The sequence below is a fragment of the Streptomyces mutabilis genome, from assembly GCF_014649815.1.
Lineage (GTDB): Bacteria > Actinomycetota > Actinomycetes > Streptomycetales > Streptomycetaceae > Streptomyces > Streptomyces mutabilis.
In genome coordinates, this window is sequence record NZ_BMTT01000006.1 from 17,812 (window position 1) to 33,069 (window position 15,258).

Here is a 15,258-nt window from a genome sequence, read left to right on the forward strand (position 1 = left end):
TGCGCTCGTACGTGGTGCAGGGTGGCGAGTCAGACCCTGTCTACATGTACGTTCGTCGACTTCACACGGGCGGTGGCCTCCATACCGACCTCCAGGCCGAGTTCCTCCACCGCCTCGCGGGTCAGCAGGGAGACCAGACGGTGGGGACCGGCCTGGATCTCGACCTGCGCGGCGACGTCCCCGAGCTTGATCGCCGTCACGATGCCCGGGAAGGCGTTCCGGACCGAGGTGTGCGGGGGCTCCTCGTCGACGCCGTCGGAGCGGGCGAGTTCGACCGAGAAGGCGGCCAGGTCCCGTCCGTCGACGAGTCGCCGCCCGCCCTCGTCGCGGTGGGTGGTGATCCGGCCCGCGTCGGCCCAGCGGCGTGCGGTGTCCGGGCTGACGCCGAGCAGCCGCGCCGCCTGGCCGATCGTGTAGGACTGCATGCCGGTCACGATAGGGCGCGGCCGGGGAACGGTGGACGCGGGGTTGGTCGGTTGGGGGTAATGCGAAATCGCGTCAGTCTTCGGTGGGATGTGAGGGCGTTCGCCCGGACGTCCGGGCGTCACGGCGGACCTCCCGGCGCTGCCGGACACGACCGCGGCCGTGGCGGCCGAGGACGTCGTCCGCATCGAGCAGGAAGGCGCGTCCACCCTGCGGGGTGACGGCTGGGTGGTGCCGCGGCGGGTGGAGATCAGGCCGGCCCGGGGCGAGGTGTCACTCGACCTCACCCGTGCCGTCATCACCCACGACACCCTCCACATCGACCTCGACATGCGGGCCGGGGCGCTCAAGCTGGTGACCCGGCCCGGGATCGTGGTGGACACCGACGCCCTGGCGGCGGCGAGCTACGCCGAGGTGAAGGTGGGGCGGGCCGTCGACGCCGGGACGCCCGTCGTGCTGCGGGTGGAGATCACGGGCGAGATCAGTTGCGGGCAGGTCGTGATGCGTGCGCCGCGTCGCCGGTTCGAAGGAGGAGGGGTACGGCACCGAGGCACCGGGACCTTCCCTCCGGCCCCGAGAGCCGCCGGCGCGCTCTCGCGGTCGACGCGGTCGAAAGGCGGCGCGGCCCCGCCGCCTCACACAGCAGTGAGCCCGATGTGCACGCCGTCGTTCCTGGCGTCTCCGGCAGCGAATCCGCGAATCCGCGAATCCGCGAATCCGCGCGCCCGCGCGCCCGTGCGCCCGCACGTCGGACGTGCTAGGCCGGCGCCGGACGCCGGCTCCAGACGCCGTAAGAGATCCGTCAAAGGCGTACAGGCCACCGTATGGGACCCGTCAACAGCGGGCGCAACCGGTCGGTTCCGAGGTTCTGCTCGAAGCGTCCTAGTCGCAACCGAACTTCACTCCAGGAGCTCACGATGGCCGATCTGGCCTTCGTCGTCGCCACGATCGCGGTGTTCGCGCTGGTGGCTCTCGTCGCCAAGGGGGTGACGAAGCTGTGACCGCCGATAACGTCGTCGGCCTGGTCGTGGCCGTCGCCCTGCTGGGTTATCTCGTCCTCGCCCTGCTCTTCCCGGAGAGGTTCTGAGAACTGACATGGGTCCCGTAACCGCGGGCGTGCTCCAGGCGCTCGCCCTCATCGGCGCACTGGCGATCGTGCACGTCCCCCTGGGCAACCACATGGCCCGGGTCTACTCCTCCTCCCGGCACCTGCGCGTCGAGAAGTGGCTCTACAAGGGCATCGGTGTCGACCCTGACGCGGAGATGCTCTGGACCGCGTACCTGCGCGGCGTGCTCGCCTTCTCCTTCGCCGGCGTCCTCTTCCTCTACCTGCTCCAGCGCGTTCAGGGCATCCTGCCGGGCGCCCTCGGCTTCGATCCGGTGGAGCCGGCGCAGGCCTTCAACACGGCCGCGTCCTTCGTGGCCAACACCAACTGGCAGTCGTACCACGGCGAGCAGACGATGGGGCACGTCGTGCAGACCGCCGGTCTGGCCGTGCAGAACTTCGTCTCCGCGGCCGTCGGCATGGCGGTCGCCGTCGCCCTCGTCCGGGGCTTCGCGCGCGCCCGCACCGGCGAGCTGGGCAACTTCTGGTCCGACCTGGTGCGCGGGGTCACCCGGGTGCTGGTTCCGCTGGCCGTCGTCGGTGCGCTCGTGCTGGTCGCCTGCGGGGTGATCCAGAACTTCTCCGGCATCCACGAGGTCGGGCAGTTCACGGGCGGCTCGCAGCAGTGGAACGGCGGCGCGGTCGCCTCCCAGGAGGTCATCAAGGAGCTGGGCACCAACGGCGGCGGCTACTTCAACGCCAACAGCGCCCACCCCTTCGAGAACCCGACGCCGTTCACGAACCTGCTCGAAATCTTCCTGATCCTGATGATCCCGGTCTCCCTGACCCGCACCTTCGGCCTCATGGTCGGCTCGGTGCGCCAGGGCTACGCGATCCTCGCGACCATGGCCACCATCTGGGTCGGCTTCGTCGCGCTGATGATGTGGACCGAGTTCGCCCACCACGAGGGCGCGCTGCGGATCGCGGGCGGCGCCATGGAGGGCAAGGAGCTGCGCTTCGGGATCGGCGGCTCGTCGATCTTCGCGGTGACCACGACGCTCACCTCCACCGGTGCCGTCGACTCCTCCCACTCGTCGTACACCGGCTTCGGCGGGGGCATCGCGATGCTGGGCATGATGCTGGGCGAGATCGCGCCCGGCGGCGTCGGTTCCGGGCTCTACGGCATGCTGATCATGGCGATCGTCGCGGTCTTCATCGCGGGGCTCATGGTCGGGCGCACGCCGGAGTACCTGGGCAAGAAGATCGGTCCCCGCGAGATCAAGCTGGCGGCCGTCTACATCCTGATCACCCCGACCCTGGTGCTCGTCTTCACCTCGCTGGCCCTGGCCCTGCCGACGCCGCCCGACTCGATGCTCAACCCCGGGGCACACGGCTTCTCCGAGGTCCTGTACGCGTTCACATCCGCCGCGAACAACAACGGTTCGGCCTTCGCCGGTCTGAACGCCGACACCGGCTGGTTCAACACCGCTACGGGGCTCGTGATGCTGCTCGGCCGCTTCCTGCCCATGGTGCTCGTCCTGGCCCTGGCCGGTTCGCTGGCGGCACAGCAGCCGGTGCCGGCCACCGCGGGCACCCTGCGCACCGAGACGCCTGTGTTCACCGGACTGCTGGTGGGCGCGATTGCGATCATCGTCGGTCTCACCTACTTCCCCGCGCTGGCCCTGGGCCCGCTGGCCGAAGGGCTGGCGTGATGGCCACCCGCATACGGAAGCCCCGGACGCAGCAACCCCGCACACAGCGACCCCGTATCCAGAAGCACGAGGACTCCATGTCCGCAGCCACGTCCACACCCCCCGAGTCGCGGGCGCCGCACAGCGACTTGCCCGCGGGCCGTCCGTCCACCGAGGGCCGGGGCGGCGCCGGGCTGTTCAGTCCCGCGCAGCTGATCGCGTCGCTGCCCGAGGCCTTCCGCAAGCTCGACCCCAGGGTGATGGCCAAGTCGCCCGTGATGTTCGTGGTGTGGATCGGCTCGGTGCTGACCACCGTCTTCTCCGTCACGGACCCCGGGGACCGGTTCGGCTGGACCATCAGCGTCTGGCTCTGGCTGACCGTGCTCTTCGCCAACCTGGCGGAGGCCGTCGCCGAGGGTCGGGGCAAGGCGCAGGCCGACACGCTGCGCAAGGCCAAGACCGACACGGTCGCCCGTCGGGCCGACGGGACCACCGTCCCCGGCACGGAGCTCGGCGTCGGTGATCTGGTGGTCTGCGAGGCGGGGGACGTCATCCCCGGTGACGGCGACGTCGTCGAGGGTGTCGCCTCGGTCGACGAGTCGGCGATCACCGGTGAGTCGGCCCCGGTCATCCGGGAGTCGGGTGGCGACCGCAGCGCCGTCACCGGTGGGACCAAGGTGCTCTCCGACCGCATCGTCGTCCGGATCACCACGAAGCCGGGCGAGACCTTCATCGACCGGATGATCAATCTGGTCGAGGGCGCGGCACGGCAGAAGACGCCGAACGAAGTCGCGCTGAACGTCCTGCTGGCCTCGCTGACCGTCGTCTTCCTGCTGGCCTGCGCCACCCTGCCGCCCTTCGCCGACTACGCGGGGACCCGTCTGACGCTGGTGGTGCTGGTGGCGCTGCTGGTGTGCCTGATCCCGACCACGATCGGCGCCCTGCTCTCCGCGATCGGCATCGCGGGCATGGACCGCCTGGTCCAGCGCAACGTGCTGGCCATGTCGGGACGCGCGGTCGAGGCCGCCGGTGACGTCTCCACGCTGCTGCTGGACAAGACCGGCACCATCACGCTCGGCAACCGCCAGGCGGCGGCGTTCGTGCCGGTGCGCGGCGCCACCGAGGCCGAGGTGGCGGACGCGGCCCAGCTCTCCTCGCTGGCCGACGAGACGCCCGAGGGACGCTCGGTCGTCGTACTCGCCAAGGAGAAATACGGGCTGCGCGAGCGGCACCAGGGCGAGTTGGTCGCCGCCGAGTGGATCTCCTTCACCGCCCAGACCCGCATGTCAGGCGTGGACGTCGACGGCCGGAGCATCCGCAAGGGCGCCGCCGGTTCGGTGACCGCCTGGGTGCGCGAGCGCGGCGGCGAGGTCGCCGAGGACACGGAGCGGCTGGCCGACGGCATCTCCGAGGCGGGCGGCACGCCGCTGCTGGTCGCCGTGGAGGACGGCGACGGGGCGCGTGTGCTCGGGGTCATCCATCTCAAGGACGTCGTCAAGCACGGCATGCGGGAGCGGTTCGAGGAGCTGCGGCGGATGGGCATCAAGACCGTCATGATCACGGGCGACAACCCGCTGACGGCCGAGGCGATCGCCGATGAGGCGGGCGTCGACGACTTCCTCGCGGAGGCCACGCCCGAGGACAAGATGGCCCTGATCACACGCGAGCAGGCGGGCGGCAAGCTGGTCGCGATGACCGGCGACGGCACCAACGACGCGCCCGCCCTCGCGCAGGCCGACGTGGGCGTGGCCATGAACACAGGCACGTCGGCCGCCAAGGAGGCCGGCAACATGGTCGACCTCGACTCCGACCCGACGAAACTCATCGAGATCGTCGAGATCGGCAAGCAGCTCCTCATCACCCGGGGCGCGCTCACCACGTTCTCCATCGCCAACGACGTCGCCAAGTACTTCGCGATCATTCCGGCGCTGTTCGCGGCCGTCTACCCGGGCCTGGACAAGCTCAACGTCATGCGCCTGTCCTCGCCGGACTCGGCGATCCTGTCGGCGGTGATCTTCAACGCGCTGATCATCGTGGTGCTGGTGCCGCTGGCCCTGCGCGGGGTGCGCTACCGGCCGATGAGCGCGGACCGGATGCTGCGGCGCAATCTCGCGGTCTACGGCCTCGGCGGGCTGGTCGCCCCCTTCATCGGTATCAAGATCATCGACATGCTCCTGTCCTTCATCCCCGGAATCGGTTGACCGCCATGAACAACTCGGTATCGAACACCGCCCGGCTGCTCGGCGCCGGCCTGCGCGCCTTGCTCGGGCTGACCGTGGTGACGGGCGTCCTCTATCCGCTGGCCGTCACGGGCGTCGCCCAGACCCTGTTCCACGACAAGGCCAACGGCTCCCAGGTCGAGGCGGACGGCCGCGTCGTCGGCTCCTCGCTGATCGGACAGTCGTACAACCTGCCGATGCAGTCAGGCCAGGAGACCCCGCAACCGGACCTGAAGTGGTTCCAGGGCCGGCCGGCCAACGGGCTCGGGGAGAACACCCTCAACACCCAATATCGGCTGATCCTCTCCGGCGCCACCAACCTGGCCGCCGACAACCCGGAACTCGTCGAGCAGGTCAGAGCCGCGCAGGCCGCCGTCATCGAGGACAACTCGGTGCCGGGCCACACCGTCGAGCGGTCTGACATACCCGCCGACGCGGTGACCTCCTCCGGCTCCGGACTGGACCCGGACATCTCCCCGAGCTACGCCGAACTGCAGGTTCCCCGGGTCGCCCGGAACAACGGCCTGCCCGTCGACCGGGTCGAGGAACTGGTCGACGAGCACACCGAGGGCCGGACCCTCGGTTTCGTCGGCGAGCCGCGGGTCAACGTCCTGGAGCTGAACGTCGCCCTCGAGGGGCTGACCACGAAGAGCTGAGGCAACGGGGCGGTCGGCTCACTTCGGCGGGTGAGCGGTGCCGGTGCGGAGCACCAGTGCCGTTGCCAGCCCCACCCTGTGTGAGTCCGGCCGCTCGTCGTGGGTGAGCCGAAGGCCCGTACGGGCCGCCAGCCTGCCCACGGCGGTGAGCGGCTGGCGCACGGTCGTCAGGGGCGGGGCCGACCATCGGCCGGCAGATCGTCGAAGCCGACGACGCTCATGTCCTCGGGCACGCGCAGACCACGTCGGCGCAGGGTCTCGATCGCGCCGAGCGCCATCTGGATGCTGGTCGCGAACACCGCGGTCGGCGGCCCGGGCAGGTCCAGCAGGGCGCCGCAGCCCGCGAAGCCGCGTGACGGAAGTCGGCCGGGCACGATCAGGGACTCGTCCACGGTGATGCCCGCCCTCTCCAGAGCGGTGCGGTACCCGTCGAGGCGGGCGCGTGGGCACAGCAGCCTGGGCGGGCCCGCGATCAGACCGATCCGCCAGTGCCCGAGGGCAGCAGGTGCTGGGTGGCCGTCATGCCGCCTGACCGATTGGCGGCGCCCGACGGTCGGCGCGTCCAGGGCGGGGGAGCCCGCCGGGTCGACCACCACCAAGGGGACGCCGAGGACCCGCAACTCCGCGTGGAGCATGGGCTCAAGGGCGGAGGTGACGAGGACGACTCCGTCCGAGGCCCGGGACCGCAGGTTGCGCATCCACTCCCGGGCGTCGCCGGAGCGCCCGTGGACCGCCGACAGCACGGTGCCGACGCCGGTCGCGTGGGCGACCTCCTCCACCCCGCGGATGGTCTCCACGACCCAGGGGCTGTCGAGGTCGTCGAAGCCCAGGTCGATCAGGGCCGCATGACGGCCGGGGGCTCCGCGCTTGCGGTAGCCGTGCCGGCGCAGCAGCTCCTCCACCCGGGCCCGGGTGCCCGGGGACACGTCCGTCCTGCCGTTCAGGACCCGGGACACGGTGGGCACCGAGACGCCCGCGCGCCGGGCGGCGTCCGTGACTCGTGACCCTGCCGCAACGGCCGTCAGCCGTCTCGGGCGCGGCCTCGTCTGCTGCCACCTCCCCCACCTCCGTCGACGCGGACCGTGGAAGCTCCAGGAGTCCTCGGGAAACCCGGCGCCCGGGGAACGGCACACCGCACCGGAAGGCCGCGGTATTCGCCGACGGCATGCAGAAGACTACGTGGAGTGACCAGCCCCGAACACACGTCGGGGCCGGCCTGCGGACGAGCGCCCGCCGGCCGGCCCCGTGGTCACCGGGCGGCGCGGTGCCTACCGCCCGGCAGGGTGCTCAGGCGGCGGTCATCAGTCCCGCACCGACGGGGCGGTGCGGGGCGATGGCCCGGCCGTCCGGCAGGAGCTCACCGGTGTCCTCGAAGAGGACGACGCCGTTGCACAGCAGGCTCCAACCCTGCTCCGGGTGGTGCGCCACGAGGCGGGCGGATTCCCGGTCGGCGGAGTCGGCTGACGGGCACGGTGGCTGGTGCTGACACATGGGTGGGGTCTCTCGGTCTGTCGTGATGGGTGAGTACGCTGTCTGGTCTGTCCCGCGGCGTGAAACGTCGTTCATGGCCGCCCCCCGTTGTTTCGGTCGGTCCGAACCCAGTGTTGCCCCGCGGGCGTCGAACCGCAGGGATTTCGCGGTACCGCTTCTCACAGGTTGATGACGCGTCACCCGCGCGGACGGTTCATCTCAACTCCACTGTCCCTTCGGGTGGTTCGACATGGCCGAATGGGGCTAGTCCACGCGGGTGGGGGGCGGTCGGGTCAGGCGGGGGAGCGCAGCAGCCGCGTCGGCGTCACCCGGTGCGAGAGGACCGGCAGGAGGTCGGCGACCCGGTGCGGCCGGTGGGCCGCGATGCCGGGAGGCGCCGGCGCCAGCGGCACCAGCAGGTCGGTGGCCGCGGGATGCCCGGCGGCGGCGTCCGCCGCCGTGTCGCCGTGCAGCCACAGGGTCAGCATGTAGAGCCGGGGAAGCGACAGCAGGCGCGGCTGGTAGGCCTGGGGCACCGACTCGGCCTGGCGCAGTGCGCGCTCGGTCGAGGTGACGTAGGGCCCTTCGAAGAAGTGCGAGAACGCCCAGCCGTCGGGCGTCAGCATGGTCTCCGCGGCCGCCACCGCCCGGTCGCCGCAGCGGATGAGGAACCGCCACCCGGTCAGCCGCGTCGCCGTTACGTCCTCCGTGGTGATCCGGTCCAGGACGTGCACGGGCAACGGCAGTTCGGGTGTGGTGGGTCCCTGCGCGCCGAGCAGGGAGGGAGTCCGGGCCTCACGGACCGCGGTGGGAGAGGAGAGGGCGGTGAGAACGGAACGCAGAGCGGGCGCGGGGGCCGGGGAGACATGCAGGGGCATGACGGTTCGCCTCTCATTCGAAGGCACGGTGGCGCGAGGGCGGGGCGGACGACGCTGTCGGCTCGCGGGGCTGGGAGGCAGGGGCCGGGGTCCGGGAAGGGAGAAGTGGGTGGGACCTGCCGCGCCTCAGCTCGGCGGCAGGATCCATCGACCGTGGGCGCCGGTCATCTGCCTTGTCCGCGAAGTTTATACGACACGTGTTCAGACTGTGTTTCAACTAGCCGATTCCGGTAACCCGCGCAAGACCGCATTAGGCCGTCGATATGCTGGAATCCTCCGCATTTCGAACCGGGTGTAAGGCGGTGACCTCAGGGAATGTTCGCCGAGCGGTCGGCCAATTGTCGTCGGCGTTTTTCACGACTTGCCGCCCCGGAGAAACTGCTCGATCGTCATGCCCGATGAATGTGCCAGCGGTCACATCGGGACAGCGTAGCGGGTGCCGGGGCGGCGCGGGGACGTTATCGATCGCTTCGGCTGGGCATCATCCCACCTGACCGGCCACCGGCGGCCGGATCTTCGACGCACCGCTCCGAGAAGGGACGCTTCCATGGGGGAGAAGGTCGTGGCAGGTCAGTTCGACCTGTCCGATCGCCAGCGCTACCGCGAGAAGCTCCAGCGGTGCCTGACCGGCCTGGAGCGACTCCTGGCGGAGAAGCGGTTCGACCGCCCGAAGAACCTGATGGGGCTGGAGATCGAATTGAATCTCGTCGGTACCGACGGGATGCCGAAAATGTTGAATGCGCAAGTCCTGGAACGCATCGCCAGCCGGGACTTCCAAACAGAACTCGCCATGTTCAACCTGGAAGTCAACATCGCGCCACACCGGCTGGGCGGCCGGGTATTCGACCGTCTCGCCGAGGAGATCCGTACGTCCCTGGCATATGCGGACCGCAAGGCGGGCGAGGTTGACGCGGGAATCGCGATGATCGGTATCCTGCCGACGTTGGACCGTGACGACCTGGTCTCGTCGAATCTCTCCGCCGTCGACCGCTACGCCCTGCTCAACGAGCAGATCGTGGCCGCCCGCGGCGAGGACTTCACCCTCGACATCGAAGGCGTGGAGCGCCTGACCTGCACGTCCAAGTCCATCGCCCCCGAGGCCGCCTGCACCTCGGTGCAGCTGCACCTGCAGGTCACCCCGGACCGCTTTGCGGCCGTGTGGAACGCCGCTCAGGCGGTCACCGCCGCGCAGATCGCCCTCGGTGCCAACGCACCCTTCCTCTTCGGCCGCGAGTTGTGGCGCGAGTCGCGGCCCCCGCTGTTCCAGCAGTCCACGGACACCCGCCCGCCCGAGCTCCAGGCCCAGGGCGTCCGCCCGCGCACCTGGTTCGGGGAGCGGTGGGTGACCTCGGCGTACGACCTGTTCGAGGAGAACCGGCGCTACTTCCCGGCCCTGCTGCCGATCTGCGACGACGAGGACCCGCTGGAGGTCCTGGACGCGGGCGGTGTGCCCTCCCTCTCCGAACTGGTCCTGCACAACGGCACCGTCTACCGCTGGAACCGCCCCGTCTACGACATCGCCGACGGCGTCCCGCACCTGCGCGTGGAGAACCGCGTCCTGCCCGCGGGCCCCACCGTCACCGACGTCATCGCCAACGCGGCCTTCTACTACGGTGTCGTGCGCGCGCTCGCCGAGGAGCCCCGCCCGCTGTGGCACCGGCTGCCGTTCGAGGCCGCCGCCGCCAACTTCGAGGCCGCGTGCCGGCACGGCATCGACGCCCGCTTCGAGTGGCCCCGGCGCGGCCGGCTGGGCGGCACCACCGAGGTCGACGCCGCCGTCCTCGTCCGCGACGAACTGCTGCCGCTCGCCGAAGCCGGTCTGGACGCGTGGGGCGTGGAGCCCGCCGACCGCGACTACTACCTCGGCGTCATCGACGAGCGGTGCCGGCGCCGGGTCAACGGCGCGTCCTGGCAGGCGGCAACCTTCCACGGTGCCCTGGAGGCGGGCCTGTCACGGGAGGCGGCACTGGCCGCCACGACCCGCCGCTACGTCGAGCTGATGCGCGAGGGCGATCCCGTGCACCTGTGGCCGGTGGGGCTGCCGGAGCCGGCGCCCACGGGCTGACGCAGCCGCCCCTCACCTCGCCGCGCAGAGCCCCGGGGACGCGGGGCGCGGGCCCGCACCCCCGCCGCGCGCCGCCTCATACTGATCGGGCAAGCTGTGACGTCCCAGCTGGAGGCAGGTGTGCATGGCGGAGGCGGGCCCGGTGGACGATTCGATCCCTCAGAAGCCAGTTCCGGGGGAGCCCGCTCCTCAGGAGGGGCTCTCGCGACGCACATTGCGTGACGAGACGCTGCTCGTCCTGGCGCTCTCCCTGGGCGCCAGCGGGGTGTCCGCCCTGATCAGCTTCGTCGGGTCGGTCACCCGCCCCGGCGGGCTCAGGGACCAGGCGGCCACCCTCAACGCCTCCGCCGCGCCCGGCCGTCCGTGGCTGGATCTGGCCTGGCAGCTCTTCGGGATCACCACCGCGCTCGTCCCGGTCGCCCTCGTCGCGCACTTCCTGCTGCGCGAGGGGCGCGGTCTGCGCACCCTGGGCTTCGACCGCACCCGTCCGTGGCCGGACCTGGGCCGCGGGGCCGCGATCGCCGCCGTCATCGGCAGCACCGGCATCGCCTTCTACCTGGCCGCCCGGAGCCTCGGTTTCAACCTCACGGTGGTCCCAGAGGCACTGCCGGACGTCTGGTGGAAGTTCCCCGTACTGATCCTCTCGGCGGTGCAGAACTCCGTACTGGAGGAGGTCATCGTCGTCGGCTACCTGCTGCGCCGGCTCGACCAGCTCGGCTGGAGTCCGGGCGCGTCATTGGCGGCCAGTTCGGTGCTGCGCGGGTCGTACCACCTCTACCAGGGCATCGGCGGCTTCATCGGCAACATGGTGATGGGCGTGGTGTTCGTGTACCTGTACCGGCGGTGGGGGCGCGTGGGGCCGCTGGTGGTGGCGCACTCGCTGCTCGACATCGGGGCCTTCGTGGGCTACGCGCTACTGGCCGGGAAGGTGGACTGGCTGCCCACGGCCTGAAGGGCGCGGGTCGCCGTTCCGTTCCACCCGGTTATGGGGGGGTGAGGGTCGCCGCTTCCCTCCCCCGGCAAGGGGGGCGCGGGCGCCCGTCGCCGCGCCCCCCTCCACCCGGTCACGCCAGCAGCTCACCCTCGATCACCGTCACCGCGCGGCCGCTCAGCAGCGTGCGCTCGCCGCGCAGCTCCGTGCGGACACGGCCGGAGCGGGGTGAGGCCTGGAGCCCGGTGAGGTCCTGGCGGCCGAGGCGTTCGGACCAGTAGGGGGCTAGGGCCGTGTGGGCGCTGCCGGTGACCGGGTCCTCGTCGATGCCGACGTTCGGGAAGAAGCAGCGCGAGACGTAGTCGTAGCCACGGGCGGGGTCCTCCGCACGGGCGGTGGCGATGATGCCCCGCTCGGAGTGCGCGGCCAGGGCCTTGTGGTCCGGGGTCAGACCGCGGACGGTTCTCTCGTCGGCGACCTCGACCAGCAGGTCCCCGAGGTCCGGCCCGGTGTCGAGGACCGTGCGGGGCTTTGCGCCCAGGGCCTCGGCGACCCCCGCCGGGGGCTCGACCGGCGTGAGCGGTGCGGTCGGGAAGTCCAGGATGATCGAGCCGTCCTCGCCCGGTGACGCGACCAGGACGCCGCTTCGGGTCGCGAACCGCACCCGTCCCTCGTGGGCGCCGGAGGTGCGCAGGACGTGGGCCGTGGCGAGCGTCGCGTGGCCGCACAGCGCGACTTCGGTGGCCGGTGTGAACCAGCGCAGCGCCCAGTCGGCGTCACCGCCCTCGGGCAGCCGGTGGGCGAACGCGGTCTCGGCGTGGTTGACCTCCAGAGCGATCTTCTGGAGCCGGTCGTCGTCCGGGAAGGCGTCGAGGAGCAGGACTCCGGCGGGGTTGCCGGCGAAGGGCCGGTCGGTGAAGGCGTCGACGATTCGGATGCGCATGCCCCGACGCTAAACGCTGGCCGACACGGCGCACCAAGGCCAATCCGGGGGTTCTGGACCGGAGGCTTGCCGGTCGATTCTTTCCGATATATCGTTGAAGTATCGCCAATAGTTCGCGGCAGATCAACGACTGAATGGGAGTGATCGTGATGCGCACTCACGGACATGAGCGTGGGCACGGCGGCGCACAGGGTGGTTTCCCCGGCCGGCCCGGCCGCGGCGATTTCGGTGGCTTCGAGGGTTTCGACGGACGGCGTGCCGCCTTCGGCCCCTTCGGACCGGGCGGTCCCGGCGGCGGTCCCGGCGGGCCCTTCGGGCCCGGGTTCGGCCACGGCGGCCCCTGGGGCAGCCGAGGGCGCGGCGGCCCCAGGGGCAGGGCCCGGCGCGGAGACGTACGAGCGTCGATCCTGGCCCTGCTGAAGGACCGGCCGATGCACGGCTACGAGATGATCCAGGAGATCGCCGAGCGCAGCGGCGGGGCGTGGAAGCCCAGCCCCGGCTCGGTGTACCCGACCCTCCAGTTGCTGGAGGACGAGGGCCTGATCGCCAGCGAGAGCGAGGGCGGCAAGAAGCTCTTCGCGCTCACCGAGGCCGGCCGAGCCACCGCGGAGGAGGGCCCCGAGGCGCCCTGGGAGGAGGCTTCGCGGGGCGTCGACTGGGAGGCCCTGAGCGAGATCCGGCAGGCCGGTTTCGGTCTCATGGAAGCCATCGGCCAGGTTTGGAAGACCGGCAGCAAGGAGCAGCGGGAGAAGGCCCTCGCCGTCATCGGTGACGCCCGCAAGAAGCTGTACCTGATCCTCGCCGACGAGGACTGACCGCCGAGATCCCGTGCCCCGCGGAGCGATCCGCGGGGCACCCTTTTGCGCGGGCGGTTCGGTCGACCTGTGCGGGCGGTTCAGTCGACCCGCCGTATCACCGCCGTGTCGAAGACGTCCCGCGCGTGCGGGAGGACGCTCTCGTCGTGGCAGTGCCACGCCTCCCAGAACAGGTCGGCGTGCAGTGCCTCCTCGGGGGCGTACACCCGGTACACGTACTGCCGCCCGTCGACGGCGGGCAGGGCCACGGGCCACCGGCTGCTCCTCATGCCCCGGTTGGACCCGCGACGATACCCTTCGGTCGCCCACGAGGGCGCGCGGCAAAGCGGCGCGCGCCCGGCGGGCGAAACAGCCTGATCTCATCCGTAAGGAGGAGATTCCGGCCGGGCGGGTCCACTCTGCGTGGGACGCGAAATGCTTCCTTTCGGGGATGACCCGGTCCGCTGAAGCTGATGAGCTGGGGGATGTGCAACCCCGTATCCCCCGGCAGTCGGCCGGCGAGCAAGGCGTCCGGCCCTCGGACGGTACCGATGCCGATGCCCGGTTCAGCCCGGAACTCGCCTCGGTGGTCTCGGGCGCCCGCCGCAGAGCGGTGCGGGACGGCGACCGGCAGATCGACACCGCCCACCTGCTGCACTCCCTCCTGGAGTACGACCCAGAGGCCCGTGCCCTCCTCGGCGACGGTCCGCAGATCGCCCGGCTGCTCGGCTACCTCGTGCAGCGCAGTATCGGCTACGGCCTGCGCTGGCAGAGCACCGTGGAGGATTCCGGCGCCGTACCCGTGGTGACCCGGGGCGCCGGCTTCTCGCCACTGGCCGCCGCGGCCGTGGAAGAGGCGCGTGCGCGCGCAGTTCGGCGCGGGCTGACCCGGGCCTGCGGCGTCGATCTGCTCGCCGCCCTAATCACCGACCCACAGGCGCGCGCCGTCGAGGTGCTCGGCCGGGCCGCCGTCGAACCGCGCGCGGTGCGGGCCCGGGTCGCGGACCACCTGGGCACGTCCAGTCGGTGAGACAGGTGTCATCGGGGGTGACGCTCATGTCGTCCCCTGTCATCATGTGCCGGTGCTTACGTCTGACAGCGCCCGCGGCAGCAGCGGGAAGGGTGCCGGGCTCGGCCTGGCGCTCGCGTCCGCGGTCGCCTTCGGCGGGTCCGGGGTCGCGGCCAAGCCGCTGATCGAGGCCGGACTCGACCCGCTTCACGTGGTCTGGCTGCGCGTGGCCGGCGCGGCCCTGGTGATGCTGCCGCTCGCCGTGCGCCACCGTGCTCTGCTGCGCCGCCGGCCCGCGCTGCTCGCCGGGTTCGGGCTCTTCGCCGTGGCCGGGGTCCAGGCTTGCTACTTCGCGGCGATCTCCCGCATCCCCGTGGGTGTCGCGCTGCTCGTCGAGTACCTGGCACCGGCCCTGGTGCTGGGCTGGGTGCGGTTCGTGCAGCGGCGGCCGGTGACGCGGGCCGCGGCGCTCGGGGTGGTCCTCGCGGTCGGCGGGCTCGCCTGTGTGGTGGAGGTCTGGGCGGGGCTGGGGTTCGACGCCCTCGGTCTGCTGCTCGCGCTCGGTGCCGCCTGCTGCCAGGTCGGCTACTTCGTCCTGTCGGACCAGGGCAGCGACGCCGGCGACGAGGCCCCCGACCCGCTCGGTGTCATCGCCTACGGCCTGCTCGTCGGGGCCGCCGTGCTCACCGTCGTCGCCCGCCCCTGGTCGATGGACTGGTCCGTTCTCGCGCACGACGCCCCGATGGACGGCACCCCCGTCGCCGCCGCCCTGCTGCTGGCCTGGATCGTGCTCATCGCCACGGTCCTCGCCTACGTCACCGGTGTGGTCGCCGTGCGCCGGCTGTCGCCGCAGATCGCCGGAGTCGTGGCCTGCCTGGAAGCGGTCGTCGCGACCGTCCTGGCCTGGGTGCTGCTCGGCGAGCACCTCTCCGCCCCGCAGCTCGTCGGCGGAGTCGTGGTGCTGGTGGGCGCCTTCATCGCCCAGTCGTCCACGCCTGCCCAGGGCTCCCCCGACCCGGTGGCGAGCGGCGGACCGGAGCGGGAATTGTCCGGCCGGGGCCGGTCGGCCTAAGGTGCGGATCATGCATTCCGACGCACTCGTCCTGCCGCCTCCGGCCGCCTGAGGCGGGCCCT

At 71.4% G+C, this 15,258-nt stretch carries 18 protein-coding genes; 10 read left to right on the forward strand and 8 right to left on the reverse strand.

Annotated elements, in window-relative coordinates:
- Window positions 1-29: 29 nt before the first annotated feature.
- The gene (locus IE142_RS14855) at window positions 30-425 is read right to left on the reverse strand and encodes a TOBE domain-containing protein (protein WP_191886212.1); all 396 of its coding nucleotides are present in this window, start codon (window positions 423-425) and stop codon (window positions 30-32) included.
- 271 nt (window positions 426-696) lie between these two features.
- Window positions 697-969: a hypothetical protein gene (locus tag IE142_RS14860; RefSeq protein WP_191886213.1), complete on the reverse strand. Its 273-nt coding sequence runs from the start codon at window positions 967-969 to the stop codon at window positions 697-699.
- A gap of 278 nt (window positions 970-1,247) precedes the next feature.
- Here IE142_RS14860 and IE142_RS14865 point away from each other — a divergent pair, with 278 nt between their 5' ends.
- The 5 genes from IE142_RS14865 (at window position 1,248) to IE142_RS14885 (ending at window position 6,034) form a co-directional block, all read left to right on the forward strand.
- Window positions 1,248-1,424 carry a hypothetical protein gene (locus IE142_RS14865; RefSeq protein ID WP_191886491.1) on the forward strand — a complete coding sequence of 59 codons (177 nt, stop codon included), beginning with the start codon at window positions 1,248-1,250 and terminating at the stop codon, window positions 1,422-1,424.
- A complete protein-coding gene (gene kdpF / locus IE142_RS14870; protein WP_191886214.1) occupies window positions 1,421-1,510 on the forward strand; it encodes a K(+)-transporting ATPase subunit F in 90 nt (29 codons plus the stop codon). Before IE142_RS14865 ends, kdpF begins: the two co-directional genes overlap by 4 nt.
- Window positions 1,511-1,518: 8 nt before the next feature.
- Window positions 1,519-3,180, forward strand: coding sequence for a potassium-transporting ATPase subunit KdpA (gene kdpA / locus IE142_RS14875; RefSeq protein ID WP_191886215.1), 1,662 nt, complete (start codon window positions 1,519-1,521; stop codon window positions 3,178-3,180).
- Between the two features lie 77 nt (window positions 3,181-3,257).
- Window positions 3,258-5,360, forward strand: coding sequence for a potassium-transporting ATPase subunit KdpB (gene kdpB / locus IE142_RS14880; RefSeq protein WP_191886216.1), 2,103 nt, complete (start codon window positions 3,258-3,260; stop codon window positions 5,358-5,360).
- Window positions 5,361-5,365: 5 nt separating this feature from the next.
- Window positions 5,366-6,034, forward strand: coding sequence for a potassium-transporting ATPase subunit C (locus IE142_RS14885; protein ID WP_191886217.1), 669 nt, complete (start codon window positions 5,366-5,368; stop codon window positions 6,032-6,034).
- 18 nt (window positions 6,035-6,052) lie between these two features.
- Here the strand turns inward: IE142_RS14885 and IE142_RS37660 are convergent, their stop codons facing one another.
- The 4 genes from IE142_RS37660 to IE142_RS14900 all read right to left on the reverse strand — a co-directional run bounded on the left by IE142_RS37660 (window position 6,053) and on the right by IE142_RS14900 (window position 8,382).
- The gene (locus tag IE142_RS37660) at window positions 6,053-6,196 is read right to left on the reverse strand and encodes a hypothetical protein (RefSeq protein WP_368857231.1); all 144 of its coding nucleotides are present in this window, start codon (window positions 6,194-6,196) and stop codon (window positions 6,053-6,055) included.
- Between the two features lie 5 nt (window positions 6,197-6,201).
- Window positions 6,202-6,990, reverse strand: coding sequence for a LacI family DNA-binding transcriptional regulator (locus tag IE142_RS14890; protein WP_368857232.1), 789 nt, complete (start codon window positions 6,988-6,990; stop codon window positions 6,202-6,204).
- A gap of 331 nt (window positions 6,991-7,321) precedes the next feature.
- Window positions 7,322-7,525, reverse strand: a complete 204-nt coding sequence (locus IE142_RS14895) for a DUF5999 family protein (protein WP_100044467.1) — start codon at window positions 7,523-7,525, stop codon at window positions 7,322-7,324.
- A gap of 272 nt (window positions 7,526-7,797) precedes the next feature.
- On the reverse strand, window positions 7,798-8,382 hold the full coding sequence (locus tag IE142_RS14900; RefSeq protein WP_191886218.1) for a hypothetical protein: 585 nt from the start codon (window positions 8,380-8,382) through the stop codon (window positions 7,798-7,800).
- A 547-nt stretch (window positions 8,383-8,929) separates the two neighbouring features.
- Between IE142_RS14900 and IE142_RS14905 the strand changes: the two genes are divergently transcribed.
- Both IE142_RS14905 and IE142_RS14910 read left to right on the forward strand, forming a co-directional pair.
- Entirely contained in the window at window positions 8,930-10,447 is a 1,518-nt protein-coding gene (locus tag IE142_RS14905; protein WP_043375368.1) for a glutamate-cysteine ligase family protein, read from the forward strand.
- Between the two features lie 124 nt (window positions 10,448-10,571).
- Window positions 10,572-11,399: a CPBP family intramembrane glutamic endopeptidase gene (locus tag IE142_RS14910; RefSeq protein WP_229830524.1), complete on the forward strand. Its 828-nt coding sequence runs from the start codon at window positions 10,572-10,574 to the stop codon at window positions 11,397-11,399.
- A 112-nt stretch (window positions 11,400-11,511) separates the two neighbouring features.
- On the opposite strand, the gene IE142_RS14915 is transcribed toward IE142_RS14910, so the two are convergent.
- A complete protein-coding gene (locus IE142_RS14915) occupies window positions 11,512-12,321 on the reverse strand; it encodes a PhzF family phenazine biosynthesis protein (RefSeq protein WP_191886219.1) in 810 nt (269 codons plus the stop codon).
- Window positions 12,322-12,470: 149 nt separating this feature from the next.
- Between IE142_RS14915 and IE142_RS14920 the strand changes: the two genes are divergently transcribed.
- Entirely contained in the window at window positions 12,471-13,136 is a 666-nt protein-coding gene (locus IE142_RS14920; protein ID WP_191886471.1) for a PadR family transcriptional regulator, read from the forward strand.
- Between the two features lie 80 nt (window positions 13,137-13,216).
- Here the strand turns inward: IE142_RS14920 and IE142_RS14925 are convergent, their stop codons facing one another.
- A complete protein-coding gene (locus IE142_RS14925) occupies window positions 13,217-13,405 on the reverse strand; it encodes a hypothetical protein (RefSeq protein WP_191886492.1) in 189 nt (62 codons plus the stop codon).
- A gap of 197 nt (window positions 13,406-13,602) precedes the next feature.
- Between IE142_RS14925 and IE142_RS14930 the strand changes: the two genes are divergently transcribed.
- Both IE142_RS14930 and IE142_RS14935 read left to right on the forward strand, forming a co-directional pair.
- Entirely contained in the window at window positions 13,603-14,145 is a 543-nt protein-coding gene (locus tag IE142_RS14930) for a Clp protease N-terminal domain-containing protein (RefSeq protein ID WP_191886220.1), read from the forward strand.
- Window positions 14,146-14,191: 46 nt separating this feature from the next.
- On the forward strand, window positions 14,192-15,196 hold the full coding sequence (locus tag IE142_RS14935; RefSeq protein ID WP_191886221.1) for an EamA family transporter: 1,005 nt from the start codon (window positions 14,192-14,194) through the stop codon (window positions 15,194-15,196).
- Window positions 15,197-15,258: the final 62 nt, after the last annotated feature.